The 19,593-nt window shown below is 30.5% G+C and carries 15 protein-coding genes and 1 pseudogene; 14 read left to right on the top strand and 2 right to left on the bottom strand.

Annotated elements, in window-relative coordinates; all coding sequences use genetic code 11:
- Nucleotides 1–15 precede the first annotated feature (15 nt).
- The 12 genes and pseudogenes from KDK92_RS04165 to KDK92_RS04110 all read left to right on the top strand — a co-directional run bounded on the left by KDK92_RS04165 (nt 16) and on the right by KDK92_RS04110 (nt 14,244).
- Complete coding sequence (locus tag KDK92_RS04165) at nt 16–7,932, top strand: Ig-like domain-containing protein (protein ID WP_250857794.1); 7,917 nt, start codon at nt 16–18, stop codon at nt 7,930–7,932.
- A gap of 115 nt (nt 7,933–8,047) precedes the next feature.
- Nucleotides 8,048–9,034, top strand: coding sequence for an anthrax toxin lethal factor-related metalloendopeptidase (locus tag KDK92_RS04160; protein ID WP_250857793.1), 987 nt, complete (start codon nt 8,048–8,050; stop codon nt 9,032–9,034).
- A 141-nt stretch (nt 9,035–9,175) separates the two neighbouring features.
- The gene (locus tag KDK92_RS04155) at nt 9,176–9,439 is read left to right on the top strand and encodes a hypothetical protein (RefSeq protein ID WP_250857792.1); all 264 of its coding nucleotides are present in this window, start codon (nt 9,176–9,178) and stop codon (nt 9,437–9,439) included.
- A 14-nt stretch (nt 9,440–9,453) separates the two neighbouring features.
- A complete protein-coding gene (locus tag KDK92_RS04150; protein ID WP_250857791.1) occupies nt 9,454–9,612 on the top strand; it encodes a hypothetical protein in 159 nt (52 codons plus the stop codon).
- A gap of 149 nt (nt 9,613–9,761) precedes the next feature.
- On the top strand, nt 9,762–10,253 hold the full coding sequence (locus KDK92_RS04145; RefSeq protein WP_250857790.1) for a hypothetical protein: 492 nt from the start codon (nt 9,762–9,764) through the stop codon (nt 10,251–10,253).
- Nucleotides 10,254–10,263: 10 nt separating this feature from the next.
- Nucleotides 10,264–10,845, top strand: a complete 582-nt coding sequence (locus tag KDK92_RS04140; protein WP_250857789.1) for an NUDIX hydrolase — start codon at nt 10,264–10,266, stop codon at nt 10,843–10,845.
- A gap of 207 nt (nt 10,846–11,052) precedes the next feature.
- Nucleotides 11,053–11,700: a carboxylesterase family protein gene (locus KDK92_RS04135; RefSeq protein ID WP_250857788.1), complete on the top strand. Its 648-nt coding sequence runs from the start codon at nt 11,053–11,055 to the stop codon at nt 11,698–11,700.
- Between the two features lie 75 nt (nt 11,701–11,775).
- Nucleotides 11,776–12,303, top strand: coding sequence for an NUDIX hydrolase (locus KDK92_RS04130; RefSeq protein WP_250857787.1), 528 nt, complete (start codon nt 11,776–11,778; stop codon nt 12,301–12,303).
- A gap of 9 nt (nt 12,304–12,312) precedes the next feature.
- Nucleotides 12,313–12,444: pseudogene (locus KDK92_RS04125) on the top strand (GNAT family N-acetyltransferase); the annotation flags it as partial.
- Between the two features lie 127 nt (nt 12,445–12,571).
- The gene (locus KDK92_RS04120; RefSeq protein WP_250857785.1) at nt 12,572–12,736 is read left to right on the top strand and encodes a hypothetical protein; all 165 of its coding nucleotides are present in this window, start codon (nt 12,572–12,574) and stop codon (nt 12,734–12,736) included.
- 685 nt (nt 12,737–13,421) lie between these two features.
- Complete coding sequence (locus KDK92_RS04115; protein WP_250857784.1) at nt 13,422–13,859, top strand: GNAT family N-acetyltransferase; 438 nt, start codon at nt 13,422–13,424, stop codon at nt 13,857–13,859.
- A gap of 223 nt (nt 13,860–14,082) precedes the next feature.
- Entirely contained in the window at nt 14,083–14,244 is a 162-nt protein-coding gene (locus KDK92_RS04110; protein ID WP_250857783.1) for a hypothetical protein, read from the top strand.
- Between the two features lie 42 nt (nt 14,245–14,286).
- Here KDK92_RS04110 and KDK92_RS04105 read toward each other — a convergent pair whose 3' ends face one another.
- Nucleotides 14,287–15,546 carry a sensor histidine kinase gene (locus tag KDK92_RS04105; protein ID WP_250857782.1) on the bottom strand — a complete coding sequence of 420 codons (1,260 nt, stop codon included), beginning with the start codon at nt 15,544–15,546 and terminating at the stop codon, nt 14,287–14,289.
- Nucleotides 15,547–15,628: 82 nt separating this feature from the next.
- Complete coding sequence (locus KDK92_RS04100; RefSeq protein WP_250857781.1) at nt 15,629–16,330, bottom strand: LytR/AlgR family response regulator transcription factor; 702 nt, start codon at nt 16,328–16,330, stop codon at nt 15,629–15,631.
- Nucleotides 16,331–16,503: 173 nt separating this feature from the next.
- Here KDK92_RS04100 and KDK92_RS04095 point away from each other — a divergent pair, with 173 nt between their 5' ends.
- Both KDK92_RS04095 and KDK92_RS04090 read left to right on the top strand, forming a co-directional pair.
- A complete protein-coding gene (locus KDK92_RS04095) occupies nt 16,504–17,259 on the top strand; it encodes an ABC transporter ATP-binding protein (RefSeq protein ID WP_250857780.1) in 756 nt (251 codons plus the stop codon).
- The gene (locus KDK92_RS04090) at nt 17,246–19,348 is read left to right on the top strand and encodes an ABC transporter permease (protein WP_250857779.1); all 2,103 of its coding nucleotides are present in this window, start codon (nt 17,246–17,248) and stop codon (nt 19,346–19,348) included. Before KDK92_RS04095 ends, KDK92_RS04090 begins: the two co-directional genes overlap by 14 nt.
- Nucleotides 19,349–19,593: the final 245 nt, after the last annotated feature.

The raw sequence follows: 19,593 nt of genomic DNA, 5'->3' as shown, positions 1-19,593 counted from the left end.
GGAATGTAAGATAATATGAAAAAAATAATATCGTTTGTATTATTTTTGATTTTAATATTTAATATTTCATTCCCAGCAGTAACTTGGGCAAGTGAAATAACACGACCTGTTACTCATGGGAATAATGTAATTGAGTTTTCTGTTAATAATAAAGGAAGGTTTAATATAAGATCTACAGAACTTGGTAATCCTATAAGACCTAATGATTCGAAAAAAACATTATTATTTTATGATGGAGAAAATGAAACATCCTTCACAACTTTTAGAATAGATGGGGAAGAATATATATTTGGTGAAAACTATGCCTATTCACTTTCTCAAAAAGCTAAATTGATTGGACAAACAGTCAAAGAAGGAGATTCAATTGTAACAACTTATAAAATTGGATCTAATGATAATGCAATCAATATTATTCAGAGATTAAGTGTTATAAATGATACTAACAATACGAATTATGGTAATGTATATATTCAATACGCACTTGAAAATAATACTGGCAGAGAGGTTAATATAGGTGCCAGAATATTACAGGATCTCATGATAGGGGATAATGATGGATGTGCAGTAAAAATAGGGGATAACTTTTTTGATAAAGAGATAGAATTTACTGGGGAAAACGTACCTGATATATGGAGAGCAACGGACAATGAGTTTGCTCCTAATGTTGTTGGATATGGGTATACCAATGGATGGGGAAATATAAAACCAGATAAGTTAATAATAGGTCATTGGCAGGGGCTATCAGAGACTTCTTATGATTACACTGTTAATGAGGAATTGAATTTTACAGTTGAAAGTGATTATGGAAGCAAAGATACAGCAATAGCTTATTATTGGGAACCAAAATCTGTTAGTAATAATGAAACCATTAATTTTGAAACTTATCTTGGACTTGGGCAAATAATAGATAAAGAACTTACTTATGCAACTAATATATTAGCACCAACTCAAATGGTAGTGAATGAAGATAAAACTGGATATGTAAACGATGGTGAATTTGAAATTGCAGTAATGATAGAAAATAATCTTCCTAATTCAGAGGAAATATATGATGTAATGGCATATCTTACATTTGATGATGCTGGTGGAGCTGTTTCACTTAATAATGATGCTGGATTAAAAGGTACAAAGCTTATCAAAAAGGGCGGACAGTATACATTCAGATGGAAGTTAAAAGCTACAGCTGGAGAAGAATACAACGCTACAAAATATAAGGTACAGTTATATGATAGACGTAATGTGTATCAAGAGGGAGATGAGCTTCCAGAAGGGAAAAAAGTTGGAGATGTTAAGCTGGAAGAAATTTATACTGTTTCAAAGGGACTAGTTCTTCCATCAAAAAGTGGTGCACCACCACAAATAACATTTGGAACAATTTCTCCTAATGAGATTTATTACAGCGGTAAGAATCTTGTTACAGTTAATTGTACAGGCATACCTTTGTTATCTAATAAGGAAAGCTGGGAACTGCAATATAGAATAAACAAAGGTGAATATAAGGTTGTTTCATCTGACAACATTAATGTAGTTCTTGAAACTAATTCATTAGAAATAATGTTTGAAGAACAATTTGATGTTGGAGAGATGGATTTCAGAATAAAAATATTAAATGATTTATTCACGGAAGGTACTGATGAATCTAAATATATATTAAAAGATGATATATATAAAATACCCGGTACAATCACAGTGTCGAAAGATAAAGCAGTTATGCCAAGGACCTATGGTATGTTGGCTATTGTATCAGATAGTAAAGATGGGGAAACTATTTATCATCATCCAATACCAATTAAAGATGAAACTCAACTTGAAGAATTAAATAAGGCATTAGAAGAAGCAAATAAAAAAGATGGAGATGAGTTTAGTAGAGAAGTACTTATGGTAATAAGTGGTGACATAAGAAGTGTTAGAGATAACGGACAGTTATCAAAATATGTTGTTTATGCACAACACAAAAAAGCTATTATAAACAACATCATTACTTATACTTCTGCAATTCCTATAACTATACAGTATCTTCCACCGTTAGTTGAGAAAAATAGAACTTCTATTCAATATTTCTCAGGGGAAAATGATGGTATGACTGATACTTTAAAAGAAGCATTAACTAAAACTACAACTATTCCTGAAAGCTTTGAATTAATTCCAGGAGGGACATCAATACCAGGAGTTTTATCTGATGCGGAGTTTGATTTCAGTTATGTTGGAGAAGCAATGGATCATGCTGTTAAAGCAAAACAAACTGTAGATTTAATTAAAGGTAATATTCTGAGTTCAGATGATTTAATATTAACTGATGTTGGTGGAATATCTGTTACAGGATTAGGAATACTTGGAATTAATTCAGGTGATGGTTTTGATTTCTGGATGGATATGTTCTCAGTTCAATTTGCAGATAATAATAAATATGCCCTATGGGATATAGAAGAGGGCATTTCACCAGTACAATTCAATCTTGATGGAGTGGGAGCAGTTTTAAACAAAGCCATGGACGGATTACCTGTACAAATTGGAGGAGTAAGGGTAGTTCAAGATGATGAACTTGATATGCTGACCTTTGATGCCACAGTTGATTTAACAATGCTCCCAGGTAATGTTGTAGTAAATGCTGAAGATGTTTTCTTCTCAACAAAAGGATACGAAGGTATAGTTGTAAATGCAGAAGCTGCACCAGAACCTATTGGTATAATTAAAGAAATGAATCTTAATGTAAGAGTTGATACTTATAATGGTGAGTTTGGAATAGTAGGTGGAGCTCAAGTACAGGTTGTAAAATGTGATATAGAATTCAAGATGATAAAAGAAAAAAGAAATGATACTTGGTATCTAAGTGATTGTATTATAGCAGGAGGAGGAAAACCAGGTATTCCAATATTTGCAGGTGCTGCGTATATTACAAAACTTGGTGGTGGTGTTCGTAATCTAGTAGAACTTACTAATCCCTATTATGATAATCCAGAGGCAATATTTACAGTAGTTGTTTTAATGGACCTTAATGTTGTAAAAACTTTAGATGGTGAATTTACAGGAGAATTTACAAAAAGGTACTTGGAAATAGGTGCTGAAAGGGCAGCTATAAAGAAACTTGATATTTTTAGAGATGTAGGTGTGAGATTAACTTGGATTACAGGAGGACCAGAACTTTTCAGGTTAAGAGCAAAGGGTACTATAAATATTGAAGATGTATTAATTGGAGAAGCCAAATTAACTATATCAGATATATTCTTTGAGGGTTCTAGTAGATTAACGGTAAAAATTCCAGGAAGCGTTCCTATTGTTGGTGGAAAGAATATTGGAAGAGTATCTTTTGGAGTAAGTAGCAAGAAGATTTGGGGTGCTATGGGAATTAACCTGCTCTTTAAAACTGTAGACATTGGTGCAACTTATTGGTGGAGAGGGAAGCTTAAATTTGATATTGGACAAGCAGAACAGTACAATAATCTTTTAGCACCAACACCTTTTAATAACGGAGAGGACCTAATCAAACCGAAGGGTGGTTTGTATCAAGGAACTACATTCGATGATAATGGTGAGAAAGTTGATTATTTGATCGGTACAAATGTTGAAAAACAAGAGAATAAAATTAATAATAATTCTCTTAAAAAAATTAAGTCTGTAACATCTTTTAATAAGTATAATAACGTATTTTCACCTGTACCAGTGGATAGTGATTATATTGGTACAAAAACTGCTTTAACAATAACAGAAGGTAATTATCATCATAACGAGTTAAGTTTAGAAGACAAGTATGTTTATGATGTTAAAGGATACGTTAAAAGTAATACAAAACTAGTTTTTGAGTATGAAGGAGAAGAAGAACCAAATATCTCTTTATATGCTAAAACAGGAGAACAGCACGAGGAAGATGGGAAGGTTTCAGATATAATTGGAGATACTCCATATTCTCTAAGTTCTGTAAATCATGTTTATAACGATAAAAATTACGAGACATTTATAGGATTTGACTCAAGTGAAGAAGAGGTTGAATTTGTTGTTGTTTCAGATGTAGAACTTTCTAATTATATTACTTATACAGATACTATAAGTGATGAAATAAAAAATGAATATATCTATGAAGTAACTATGGATACTAAGGAAAATACAGTGCTTGCTTTTATGCACGATGATGAATTGGAAATTGACGTTTATAAGCTAACTGGAACTACTTTTGATGGTAAAGAAGTGATAGGTGAAAAAGATACTTCACTTAAGCATATGGATACAAAATATAATAATAAAAACATCAGAATAATTAAAGGGTTTGAAGCTGGATTATCAGGAGCTAAGTTCTTTGTGAGTTCAAATAAAGAACTAACAAACCAAAATATTTTAGATGCTAGCATTATAGATGTACAAGATAGTAATAGTTCTTACGGTTCAGATATAGTGGCTGAATTTGTTTCAAAAGAAAACATACAAGACGCAGAGGTATTTTACATTACTGATGAGGATGATAATATAATCCAACTGCCAGAAGGAGATATCAGCGTATTATTCAATGAAAGGGAAATAAATAATAAAACTTATAATACAATGCTTTTCCCATTCGAGAATAATGGTAAATATTATTTATATTCAACTGTAGCTATTGATAATGAACTTAGCAGTATTTATGAAATCGAAAGAATGCCGAAATTGGAGAAAGACTCAGTTGAAATAAAGGAAAACTCACTTTCAACACAGAAATTAGATGTTTCTTGGGAAGGAAGTAATTATAGATACACTGCAGATGAAAATAAAAAGACTGATAGAACTGTTTTCGGTTTCTACTTAGTTGATGATAGCAAGATTGTAAACGAAGATGATGAACTTGAAAACGACATGGGCGTACTTTTAGGATTCTATAACGTTGAAGAAGGAGGACCTGATTCTTACACTATTGATATTCCAAAAGGAACTCCAAGTGGAAACTATCGTATCAAAATTATTTTAGAAACAGAAGGATTATGTCATAGATATGCATACTCTAAAAATTCTATTGAATATATTAATCCTCATTCACCAGAAAAAGTGACTAATGTTAAGGCAAGTACAATCGGAAATGGATTATTAGATGTTTCTTGGGAGAACAGTGAAACTGTAGATGAATACTATATTGAAGTATTTGATGAAAATAAAGAGTTAATGAATAGTTTTGGATCAGCTTCAGTAGAAGGAAATATTAAAAAAGCTGTAATTGGTGGAGTTTATGAAACTTTCAATCCTGAAAATCCAGAAGAATCAACAGTTGCAGGATTAGAGTCAGGCAAAGATTATATAGTTGGAATAACTCCAGTTAAGAAAATTGATGATACTTCAACAATTATTGGTGAAACAACTTATAGTGAGAAAATATATTTACCAAAGCCGAACCCAGCATCCATAAATATAGATTTTGGTGATGAGAATACTTATACTAGAACAGAAACTTCTTATGGGATTAATGCTGATGGTGAAGCAACCACTGAAGATATTGCTGTAAAAGGGGCAAATAAAAAATCTCCACTTTTGACTATAAAAACAGATCAGAATGCTACTATTAAGATTTTATTGGATAAAGTAGAACTGCAGAATACAACAGATTTATCTAAAAAAGTTGATTTGCAAATGGATAAATTAACTGAAGGTGTTCATTATCTGGATGTAATAGCTAGAACTGAAAATGGTGATGTGTCACACGAATCCTTAAAGTTTTATATTGATACTAGAGGACCAGAACTCTTAATAAACAGTCCTCAAAACAATGAATATATTTCTAGTGATATGAACAGTGTAGTAGTAAGTGGAAGAACAGAAGTTGGAGCTAAAATAAAAGTAAATGGAGTAACAATCCCTGTTGATGAGAAAGGGATTTATGAAGGAAATGTTCCTGTTGATAAGGAAAATGTTAAAACAGTGCTCTTAATTGAGTCGAGTGATGATTTTGGAAATATTACTAAGAATAAGACAGAAGTTATTAGAAATATTGCGCCAATCAAAGACGTTGTAATATCAACAGATATTCCTAACAGTACAAGAACAATAAAGAAACCTATTTACGAAGTAACCATGAAAAAAATGACAAATATATTCACAGGACAAGAAGTAGATGTTCCAATGACAACTGATGAAGTAATTGGTTATGACGAAGAGGTAATTTCAGAAAACATTGTTAAAATGGGAAGTAGTTATAAAATTGATGTTCAGGGGATTCCTGAAAATCTAGAATCTGTTGCAGCTGCATCGTCTGATGATTATGTTGGTATTGATAAAAATAAGGTTAAATATGAAATACTTGAAGGGAAAACACTTGCAAGTATTGATGATAACGGAGTTTTAAAAATTAAAAACAATGGTGATGTTGTTGTAAAAGTATCTTATGAAGTATTAAGTGATTATGTAGGAGAGAATGGTGAGAAAGTAAAAGGTTACTCATTTGATAAGTATATCACTATGACTTCTGAGTTTGTCGATGTTTATCCATCAGATCCAGATGAAGAGGATAAGGACGGAGAAGATAATGATGGAGATAATAATGAGGGAGACAAAAATACAGGAGATACTGATACTGGAGATAGTGGAAGAGAGCATCCAGGATATAATCCAAAAGAAGATACAAATGATGAAGTAACTAAAGAAAAAATTAATATTACTGTAACAGATGGAAAAGAAAATCTTGTTTCAGAGATAGATATAGTAAGAACAACAGAAAAAAATGGGGATAAAAAAGATAAGGTTGTATATAAGGTAGAACAAGCCAAAGCAACATCAGAAAAGCTAAAAGAAGAAGGCAAAGATACAGCAAGAATAGTCTTACCAGATAAAAAGGATAAAGTAGTAGAAGCAAGGATAAATATCCCAAAAGGGTCAATAAGTACATTAGCAAAAGGAAACATTAGCTTGGAAATAGACACTGAAAATGCAAGAATAAATATACCAAAAGAATCAATACAAAGTTTAGATAAAGAAATGAAGAAAGACTTGTTCTTTAAACTAGTTCCAATTAAAAAAACTCAAGGTAAAAAAGAAATTATCAAAAGAGCAAAAAAAGAGGAAATAGTAAAAGAAGCCATACAGGATACTTCGGTTTCAGTAGTAGGAAGACCGATGACTATAGAAACAAATATGGATTCGAAAGCAGTAGATATTATTCTTCCTTTACAGGATGTATCAATACCGAAAGAATCAAAAGCCAGAAAAGAGTTTTTAAAGAATTTAGCAGTATTTATTGAGCATAGTGATGGAGAAAAAGTAGTAACTAAAGGAGAAGTTGTAGAGTACAAAGAAGGGGAATTAGGAATTAAATTTAGAATAACTAAATTTAGTACTTTCACAATAATTAAATTAGATAAAGGGGAATTTGACTTTATTAATTTCAGTACTCCAAAGACTTTTATGCAAGATAAAGAAATAAAAGTTAAATTCAATAGACCAATAGATATTTCCACAATGACAAAAGAGAGTATATATGTGGAAGATTCATCAGGTAACAAAGTAGAAGCAGTATTAAAATATAACCCTATAAAAAATGAAGTAACTGTTTCACCAGTAAAAAATTATACTTTAGGAGCATCCTATAAATTATATGTTACAAATAAACTTCTTTCTGTTTTAGGAGAACCAATTAGCAAAAAAATTACTTACAAATTCAATATAGGAAATGTAAGTCTTAATATGGAAACTAAAATGAAAGAGTATAAAGATGTTTTAGAGAATAAGGAATGGGTTATAGAGTTGGATGAAATAATTGATTTGATTAGCTCTGAAAGCAATGGTATAAAGGTATATGATGAAAATTGCAATGAGGTAGAGGTACTTAGCACAGTAGTAAATAATAAAACAATAAAGATAACTCCAAAATATGAGTATCAGAAAGGAAAAACATATTACTTAATTGTAAATGGATTGATCTCTGAAAGTGGAGAAGAGTTAAATAAATCAAATTGGATTAAGTTTACAATAATAAATAAATAAATAAAATTAATATAAAGACTTCAGAACATAATAAAGGGTGTTCTGGAGTTTTTATTTCTAGAAGGATTTTAGCTGAAGAAAGTAGAATATATTTAGTTTGAAAGGAGTATGGTGAATGATGAAAAAAATAGTATATATAACTATGTTTTGTGTCCTTTTGCTTTTTAACTGTAATGTAATGGCAGAAGATATTACGGGAAATAGAGTAGTAGATCAATATAAAAATTGGACAATACATTTTAATGATGAAATTGATTTTGATAAAATATTATTTAATGATATTTATGTATTAGATAGTGAAGGTTTTCGTGTTTATGTAGATATAATTGTAGGAGATGATAATAAAAGCATAATTGTATGTTCACCATCAGAAGGTTATCAAGCTGGAGAAAAGTATACATTAACTATTAATGATACAATGCATTCTAAAAAAAATGTATACTTAAAACACTCAGTTGAAATGGAATTTAGTATAGCATCCATTGATATTAATGATGATAAGATAATGGACAAGCTAGTAGTTCTTCCTGAGACTGATTATGATGAATCTGAGGCTAAACAGATGATTAACAGATTATCAAAAATAGACCATAGAATACTTGAAGAACTTTCCAATGCAAATGTAAAAATTAAGCTTACAAATACTAATGTAACAGATGTTGATGAATATATTTATTTAAAAGGTGTTACTCCAAGAGGATGGGAAAATACAGGGAAAACGTGGGATGATATTCCTGGTCTAGGTGGTAATCTAGTTGTAGCTAGAATTGGATACAGTGAACCTTCTTATAAAAATGGACATGGTGCAATAAACTTAGAATTGCATGAAACTGCACATGCAATTGATTATTATGTTTTTGATAAGATATCGGGTCTAAACGAATTTATCAGTATTATGAATGTAGAAGGTGAAAAGTTATTTCCAAATGATGGTTACAGAGGAGGTTATTGTGAAGAATATTTTGCTGAAGCTTTTGCAATGTATTACTTAAATGATAAAACAAATGAAGAATTAAAAGAAAAAGCACCGTTAACGTATAAATTTATGGGAGAATTACCGGAGAAGATATCTCAAAAAAATCATTTGGAAGAATCTGCATAACAAAAGGTATATTAATATAAATATTTATAAGAAGAAGAAGGAAAAACATCGAGTTTTTTCTTTTTTTTTAGTTTAGTTGAATAAACTTAATAAAAGTATGATATAATATATACAAACATGTGTTTGTGGAGGTTAAATGATATGAAAGTAGTTGCAATGCCAATAGAAGTTGTTGCTTGGTTTGATAAGGAAGGCATACCTCATCCAGTGAGGTTCAGGGTTACTACTAAAGATTGTGAAGAGAAAGTTGTAAAAATACATAAGGTAATGACTAGCGAGATGGAAAAACTAGCGGGAAACGTGATGTATATATTTAATTGCATGAGTGTAATTAATGGGATCGAGAGAGGACTTCAGATAAAATATGAAATTGATACTTGTAAGTGGATTTTATTTAAAATATAGGGAGGCAATTATTTATGAAAATTCAAGCGTTAAGTTATGAGGATAAGGTGAATAAGGAAGTCTATGAAGGGCTTCGAGATTTAGAGATATTAGTTTTAAGTAATGCTGATAGAGAGACATTATTGGATCAAATTAAGAGAATGAAAATGAGGTATGATGAGATTCCGTTTTGATGAAACTTAAATACTTATAAACATACTGTGTGCATACTCTTTGTGGAGAAATTTTGAAATTATTTTGAAATATATAGAAGAAGTAATTAAAAAAAGAAGATCAGTAATGAAATTAATTGATTTATAATAAAAGAGTATAGGGAGGGAAAATGCAAATTAAAAAAAGAATAGGTGTAAGTATTTTTCTTATAGCTATGTTTATAATCTTTATAAGATATACTAATGATATCCATTTTGTATCTCAAACTGGATTTGATAACTATGATGTAAATAGAAAATATTATCTTGGATTTAACATGCATAAGGAAGGATTTATTAATTGTAAAATTAAAAATTGTTGGCTTGTTGATAAAAATGGTAATAGAATAAAAAATGAGGATATCCATTATAAATTTTATATTGATGAAAGTAAGACAACAGGAGCGGTTTCTAAAGAACTTTCATTTAAACCTAAAGCTTCATATAAAGATATTAAAAACTATGCAATTAAAACTGATAATCCAAATTTAGATTTAGAAATTTATTTTGATAAAAATAGTAATACAGAATTCATTCAAGGAATTAAGATTACTTATTCATTTCTAGGTATTCCAAAGAGTAAAATAAAAAAAATTGAAAGCTTTGAAGTAGATAAATATTAGGAGGACATCAATGGATTATATAAATCAGATTATGGAATATATTCCTGCCAACGAACAAGAAAGACAAGATAAAAAGATAATTCTTGATTATATAGAGACATTTCCACATAACATTTTATTAAGAAAAAATGAATTCGCACATATTACAAGTTCAGGATTTATAATGAACAATGAAATGGATAAAGTGCTAATGGTTCACCACAATATACGAAATACTTGGGCTTGGACTGGTGGACATGTTGATGGAGATTCAGACTTTTTAAAAGTTGCAATTAAAGAGGCAAAAGAAGAAACAGGTATTAATGCTGTAATACCTCTTACAAAAAATATTGTGTCTATTGATATTTTACCTGTATATGGGCATGTGAGAAGAAATAAGTATGTTAGTGGACATCAACATCTTTCGGTAGCATATATTCTTATAGCAAGTGAAAAAGAAGTACTCACAGTAAAGGAAGATGAAAATAGTGATGTAGATTGGTTTTCTTTGGATAAGTTTACTGAAGACTACTTTGATGCTAAGGATGTTTATTTATATAACAAGCTAATTCATAGGGCTAAAGAAATTAACAACAATAGAGAATTTTATTAATTCACATTTTCTTATAATGAGTAACAATAGGACAACTTTAAGTTAAAAAGTTGTCCTATTGTTACTCATTATTTTAGTTCAATAAGATTATCAAAAGCAAATACATTATATCATATAGATCCATTAAAGAAGAATTTAAAGGAATTATTAAATAAAAATTGAAATATATAGAATTAGGGTAAATGAAATAAAAAGGTGGTGCAAATTATGATAGAAGTTACTGATATGTCATATGTTGAAAAAAGAAATGTTCTTAATTATATAGTAAACTTGCCAGATAACTATGATGAAAAAAAAGATGAATCATTTCCAGTGATACTATTCTTACATGGTATAGGGGAGAGAGGAAATGACATCAATCTTGTAAAGAAATATGGGATACATAGATATGCAAAAGAGATAAATATACCATTTATTATTGTTTCTCCTCAGTGTCACTCTAATAATTTTTGGGGTACACACATTAATGATATTGAGCTTTTATTAAAAGATATAAAGAGTAAATACAATGCGGATATAAGTAAAATATGTTTAGTGGGTATTAGTTTAGGTGCCTATGGAGCATGGAATTTTGCTATGCAAAGACCGGAATTATTTTCAAGTATTGTTTCAGTGGCAGGGGGAGCGATGTTGCCTAAATATGCCAATCTAATAAGTCATATTCCTTCTTATATTGTTCATGGAGAACTTGATACGGCAATTAATGTTAAAGAAAGTTTGGAAATAGCAGATGCACTTAAGGAAGTAGGTGGCAAAGTAGAGTTAGTAATTATTCCTGATATGGGACATGAAGCATGCACGAAAATTTTCGAAAGTGATGAATTATATAAATGGATTGAAGAGAATACAAAGTAAAAAAGATAGAGTCTGAATTGTAATTTATTGTATAATTAATAATTGAAATATTTATATAGAGGGTAGGGTAAGAGGATGGCAGAATTATGTGATATTTATGATATTAATGGTCATAAAACTGGAGAAGTTTTTATGAGAGGAGAGACTTTGAAAGAGGGACAATATTATTTGGCCGCAAATATTTGGATTATTAATAGTAATTTTGAGATATTGATTCAAAAGAGATCTGAGTTGAAAAATTTCTCTCCGAATATTTGGGCAACCCATGGTGGCTGTGTAAGTGCAGGAGAAACTAGTTTAAATGGTTGTATAAGAGAGGTCTATGAAGAGATTGGAATTGAAATTCCAGCTAAAGATATAAAACCATTAACTAGAACCACAAGTGGAAAATTAATTATGGACAACTATATAGTAGTACAAGAATTTAATATTTCATCAGCTAAATTACAGGTAGAGGAAGTTAGCGAAATAAAATGGGTATCCCTTGATGAATTAGTACATATGGCTAAGAATAAAGAGTTTTTTGAATGTCCAGAGCTACCTTATGTAATTAACTTTATTGATAATTACAAATCCAATATAATCTCTGGAGGTAATGTATGATTATTGAAAACAAAAGCAATTCAATTATATAAAAAATATGGGTTTGTAGAAGAAGGATTATTAATAAAAGATCGTATTCATAAAGATGGAAACTATTATAATACAGTAATAATGGGAAGAAAATCAAGTATGATTCTGTAATCATAATTAAGAATAAATTGCACCACAACAGTAATATATTATAAAAAGGGTAATTCTTTTTATATTTATATTTTTGCTGTTTCAAAAATAAAGTGAAACTATCAATTAAAATAATGGAGGGGACTTTATGCGTGTAATTTGGTTTATAATTTGGTTGATCTGTGGTATATGGGGTGCGAGGGATGCATCAGACAGAGGGCAATCGGGAATTTTAGTATTTCTTTTGATTTTTTTTCTTGGTCCAATAGGGCTAATAATCTGGTTACTGATTAGAGATAAAGGTGATAGATAAGTGAACCCTCCCACCAGTTGCTCACGCAGAACTGGGGGCTTCTAGTATCATGTACTAGAATTTTTCCTGTTTCCTAGAACATCGCCATATAGGGCTTATGCGTTCTCCTCAGGCTTGACTTTCCCTAGGACCTAGGGTAGTTACCGTTTTGCGGTATTCTAAGTTGCCTTAGATATTTTACGTGATGGAGGCTAAGCTTGGTTTTCACTATATTCGTATACCCATCACAACCTTATATATCTAGTTATCAAAGAACATTTATACTTATAGTATATACATTTTTGATGATTTTACACTTGTAAGCTATAGTATCTTCAGAAGGATATCGAACCCTTCTGAAAATAGTATTATCCATCACCCACTTATAGAAGATGGGCGACTTCCATACAATTACGGTTAAAAAAAGGTTTATGTGGATGATGAAATGGACATGGTGTTAAGGTTATAAGGTGTTATTTTTAGGATAGAATATTAGTAATAATAAATACAATACACTATATAACTATGTAAGGTAATGAGAGATCATTATCTTATTTTTTATAATTAAGAGTATTTGAAACTATCTTATTAAATTGTAGAAAAAATGTAATTATTATGTAACTTTGAACGCTGATAATAGTTATATAATTTTAAATAAAGATTTATATTGAAAAGTTCTTGAGTGATAGGAAGGGAGGAGATTGTTATGGTGTGGTTGGAAAAGGTTACGGCTGATAATTATAGAGAGTGTTTGAAATTGAAGGTTGCTGAAGACCAGGAACATTTTGTCACATCGAATGACATTTCCTTGGCCAGGGCAGTTGCATCTTATGATAAAGTTACACCTTTTGCAATTTACAATGATGATATTATGGTGGGATTTATTATGTTGCGTTTTAATGAGGGATATAATAATTATCTTATTTGGCAACTCATGATAGACGAGAGATACCAGTCAAAAGGGTATGGAAAGCAGGCTATGAAGCTAGCCATTGAATGGATGAAAAATGAGGATAGATGCTATGAAATTGTTCTTACGTGTAAGGATGGAAACCATCTCGCCGAGAAGATGTATACCAAACTGGGATTTGAAAAAATGAGTGAAGTGGTGGATGGGGAAGTTGATATGGTTCTGCGGTTGTAAGTATATTCACTAAAAGAATGATCCTTTTGAAATAATAGATGGAAATGACTTAATTCCGTTTTAACGTAATATTTCCTATAGCAACGTGTGATTTAAATTAAGAATAAATAGTATCACTACATTAATATATTATATAGAGACTATTTTTTAATAAAAATAATATTTTTGTAGATTAAGAAATAAAGAATAATAATTAATTTTAATCACGGGGGAGTGAAACTATATGGGTGTATTATGGTTAATAATTTGGTTGCTGTGTGGTATATGGGCTGCTGCGGATGCGTCAGAGAAAGGAAAATCTGGGTGTTTGGTATTCCTTTTAATTCTTTTACTTGGTCCTGTAGGACTGATAATATGGTTACTAATTAGAGATAGTATTGATTAATAATAAATTTAACCACCTGGGAAATTATTCTTAGGTGGTTTTTTAGTTAACCTTTATTACAATAAGGACTTCAAAGTTTGTTTCTGAGTAATTAATATCAATGATACCATTGTATTTTTTTACTATTGAGCTTACGTTTTCTATACCAAAACCGTGAAGTTTCTTATCTTCTTTGTCAGAGATATATTTACCTTTAAAAAAATTAACCTTTGAACCAATGGTATTAGTAATATTATAACTAAAATATCCTTTATCTAAGAGAGCCTTTACAGTGATTTTACGTTGTGAGGGCTTGTTTATTTTAAGGGATGCTTCAATTGCGTTATCAAGGGTGTTAGCGAAAATTGAACATAAATCAATATCTTCTATGGGTAAAACTTTATCGATTGAGATGTTGAAAAAGCAATCAATATTATTTTCTAATGCAAAATTATATTTTGCATTTATAACAGCATTTACGATACTATTATTGCAAAACTGTCTGTTGCTAACCTGAAACTTGTCTGAAAGGCATTCAAAATATTCTTTAGCACCCTCTAAATCTTTATTTTCTAAGAAAGCGGAAACTACTCCTAAATGGTTATTAATATCATGCCTTAATTTTCTGACCTCTTGTTGATTATTAAGGAGTTCTTGATAATAACTGTATTCTAATTTTAGATTACGATTTTCTGCTTTAATTCTAATGCTTTCTGCAATATATTCAATGAGATAAATTACGCCTAAATTTGTTATTATACAAGCCAAAGCAATAAAATAAGCTTGATATTCTTTACCAGATGGAGTAAAAATAATTGTTGCGTAAATGGAGATAAATGGTGCAAGGCAAATCAAATCAACCAAAAGCCATGTTTTATAATCAATCAAGCTTGAAGCTTTTTTGAATTTATCACCAAAAATTTTATATATTACAACCCAAAAGATACAAGATAATATGGTAATAGTTTCACACAGATTACTCATAAATAGTGTTTGACTTGAGCTGAAATATAATTTAACTGAAATATCTTTTGTTATAAAATTCAAAGCAACTACAATGGGGTAAAGCACCATAATAATACTTATTTTTTCTATCTTTGTACCCCTATAACAAGTGAGCATTACAACAAAAAACAAAAGCATAGTATAACTTATATTTACAACATCAGCATTATAAATAATTACACCTGAAATTGCAAACATGGAAAAAAAAGCAATAAACTTTATAAATTTGTTTTCTTTTACACAAACAAATTTATTTACCAGCTTATAAAAATAAATGCCTTTGATTATCTCTGACACTATGGATAAAAGATCATTCATAAGTTCTCCTTTCTTAGGCAAGTTCAAATAAATAACAAGTCAGTATACTCGTATATTTGACTTGTTATTTATTTTCACATGTCTACTTAAGCAGAGTTTTGGCAAAGGCTATAACCAGATTTTGATTATATGTTCTGCTTACTGGCAAATTTTCACCATTAACAGTAGCACTTTTACCTTCAACTGCATTTATATAATTTAAATTAACAAGGTAACGTTGGTGTATTCTAATAAAAAAAGATGGCAATTGATTTTCAAGTATATTCAACTTTTCATAAAATTCTATATTTCCATGTGAAGTAACTGCACAGACCTTACGTCGATCACTTACGAAATAGCAGGTTTCAGACAGGTTAATTTTCTGTGTTCCACTTTTTGTTTCTATTATGTAAAAAACATCTTGGATAGAGATCAACTCATCTAAAGCAGATTGCAAAACCTGTATGATTTTTTCATCTTTATAAGGCTTTAGAATATAGTTGAGAGCTTTTACTTCATATCCTTGAAAAACAAAATCAGAATACGCTGTTACAAAAATAATAATGCTATGTTTCTGAGTTTTTCTTATTTCTTTTGCAGTTTCAACTCCGTTTATTCCACCCATCTCAATATCTAAAAATATAATATCAAAAGAGTTTTTATTTATTGCAGTAATTAATGCTTCTCCATTTGAAAACTCATTTATTTTATATTCAATTCCTTTTAACTCAAGATAACAGCTCACAACCTTCTTCAAAGAGTTAGTTTGGATATTCTCATCATCGCAAATAGCTATATTTAACATGATTATCACCTACCATAAGAAAATTATAACATATCAAAAAATGGTAATCCATAATCTGAATTATTCTTTTCAGAACTTTACAAAATCCATGTAAAATGTTACAACTTGAATTATTTAACACAAATTGATTTTGATTTAAACTATAAGCATAACATTTTTAGGAGGAAAAAATAATGCTAGAAGTAAATAAATTACATAAAAGTTATCATAATGCTAACGCAACTTATGAGGTTTTAAAGGATATTTCTTTAGAGGTGAAAAAAGGGGAGTTTGTCGCAGTTATGGGACCATCAGGTAGTGGTAAAACAACCTTACTTAACTGTATTTCTTGTTTTATACCTTTTGAGCAAGGTGAAATTTTATTAAATGGAGAAAATATTGCGGGGCTATCAGAGGAACAGCTTGCAGAGGTACGTAATGAAAAACTTGGATTTGTATTTCAGGACTATATGCTGCTTGATGGATTAAGTGTTTTTGAGAACATTTGTCTACCTCAAATAATAGGTGACAAAGAGGTGGATATAATGGAGTCTCGTGCCAAAAAATTATGTGATACCTTTGGAATAAGCCATATTATGAATAAGTATCCAGCTGAAATATCAGGTGGGGAAAAACAACGTACGGCCGTGGCAAGAGCTTTAATAAATGATCCTTATGTAATTTTGGCAGATGAGCCCACAGGAAATCTGGACAGCAAGTCAAGTAGGGCAGTTATAGACTCTTTTACACAAGCAAAAAAAGAGCTCTCAGCAACTGTATTTATGGTAACTCATGATAGCTTTGCGGCATCTTTTTGTGATAGAGTAATTGTTCTAAGAGATGGAAAGGTTTATACGGAACTTACTCGAAGTGGAACACGCATAGAGTTTATGGATAAGCTTCTTGATACATTAAAGGTGCTTGGAGGTGACAATAATGACAATGAATAATGTCACAGCAAAGCTTAGGCAAAAAAACATCAAAAATTATTATCTGTTATTGCTTTGCACTATCCTTTCCGTAATGCTTGTGACGTCTTTTGCCTTAATATATTTCAGTAAGACGGTGCAAACAATACTTCCAGAAGGTGGAGACAGTCGAAAACAGGCATCTATGATTTTTGTAATTGCCATTGTGGGGTGTTGTGTGTTTACGACTTATGCATCATCACTCTTTTTTAAATATAAAAGCCGTGAATTTGGTATTTTTATGGCTTTAGGTGAAAAGAAAAAGCACCTTAAAAAAGTTCTGTTGAAAGAGCTTAGTGTGGTGATTTCTGCTGCATCAGCTGTTGGATTGGTGTTAAGTGTACCGTTGTCTTATTTTATATGGAAGATATTTCAGATTTTTATTGTTGACACACATGAAATGCAGTATCAATTTTCACCCTTAGGGTTTTGCTATGGTATGGGTTTTTGTATTTTTGTTACACTCTGCATTTTCATTTCAGGGGTAAAGTTTATTAAGCGAAGCAATATTATAGAAATAATTACGGATAGTAGAAAAAGCGAGGTTGTAAAAGACGTTAAGTCTTGGACGGGAATAGCTGGATGGATAATTTTCTTTTCAGGGATATTTTTAGGATATATGGTTCCACATATAGCTGTTAGAAAATTTAACTATCGTTTGCCATCTATTTGGAACGTAACATTTCTTTTATCCTTTGTTGGAATATATAAGATAATGCTTTATACAGTTGTTCATTCAAAAAAGGGACGAAACAGTAAGAAGTATTATCGAAATATAATTTCTTCAAATATGATGAGATTCGCTGGCAAACAAACGGTACGAAATATGTGTGTCATTGCTTTTTTGATTGCAGGTGCGTTATTTGCTGCATTTTATACACCAACTGCAGTCACAGGTATGTTTAGCGATTTAAAAGCTCGAAGCATTGATAACGTTTTCTTTTACAGACAAGATGAAACACAAATATCAAAAGAGGAGATTTACTCTCTTGCACATGAGAATAATGTGAAAATAACCGATTATTTTGAAGCTGAAACAATTTCACTTATTATCGATGGAGTACGTCGTGATTATGTTGGTAACAAGCTAATTGAAGAACATTGTGAGAAGCTTAAGTATAGCAATTTTATGTCAGAAGAAAGCTTTAATAAAATCAGTGGTGAAGAAGTTGTTGTGCAAAATGGGCAGTATTTAACTGTGGTATCAAAGGAGTATACAGAGGGATTCTGGAAAAAAAGCAATGATCTAAGCCTGGTAACCCATCCTGTTACCGATATAACGGAAAACCTTGCTTTCGTTGATGTTGTAAGATTTTCTTCACTTTCTTTTGATGGAACAAATATTTATGTAATATCAAATGAAGATTATGAAAGGCTATATCAGGGATTAACCGAAGATAAAAAACATAAATTTGTTTTATTTAATGTAGAAAATCCAGAGGAAACATATTTTTTTACAAAAAAATTAAGAGATGAAATAATCAACCGTAGCTCAGAGAATGTGGCGATTGTTTCAAGTTATGATTTGTATAAAAAACAAATGTGTGAAGAAGAAGGCGAAAAATACTGGCTTGATGATTATAATGTAGAGCTTTCTGTAGATAATTCACAGCTTTTTATGGATTGGAAATATTATCCTATGTTTAAGGTGGTAAACTCACAGGATTTAATTAAAAACCTTGCAGTATTTTTAATGTTATTTATTTATATTGCTATTATTTGCTTTGCGGCTGTGGCTATTATCGCCTACACACGAAGTGTAACCATTGCGATTGATAACAAGGCACTATTTATGAATTTAAAAAAGTTAGGTGCTAACAATAAGTACATTGAAAGATCTGTGAAAAAACAGTTAGCAAAAATATTTATATATCCAACTATAGTAGGAAGCACCGCGATATATCTTTTCTTTGGGATGATTATGTTTGCAAATGGTGGTAGCAATATTTCATCAAGTGAATATATGGCACTTTCTATAAACTTTGCTATTATCCTTATTGCTTGTGCTTTTATGTATAGCGTTTATCGTATTGCTTTAAGAAGAGTTAAAGTTATGATTGGAATTCACTAAGAGAATCAACAAGTATAGAGATTCCAGTATAAAACTAAACTTATACATACAGGTCTGAGGTGTCTACGATTTTGAGATATGTATAAATTAAGTTATACTATGGAATCTCTATAGTTAAAAGGGGAGAACTAAAGATTAAAGTCTTGTAATGAAAGAGTTTGTCTGATATATGTGCAAAAAATGGAGGTAAAAATAGAAAATATACATTGATAAATTAGGGGATAGAATCAGGGGGTAAACCTTGA

The sequence above is a fragment of the Oceanirhabdus seepicola genome, assembly GCF_023684385.1.
GTDB classification, from domain to species: Bacteria; Bacillota; Clostridia; order Clostridiales; family Clostridiaceae; genus Oceanirhabdus; species Oceanirhabdus seepicola.
Note: the sequence above shows the minus strand (reverse complement) of the source record. Positions and strands in the feature narration are given on the sequence as shown.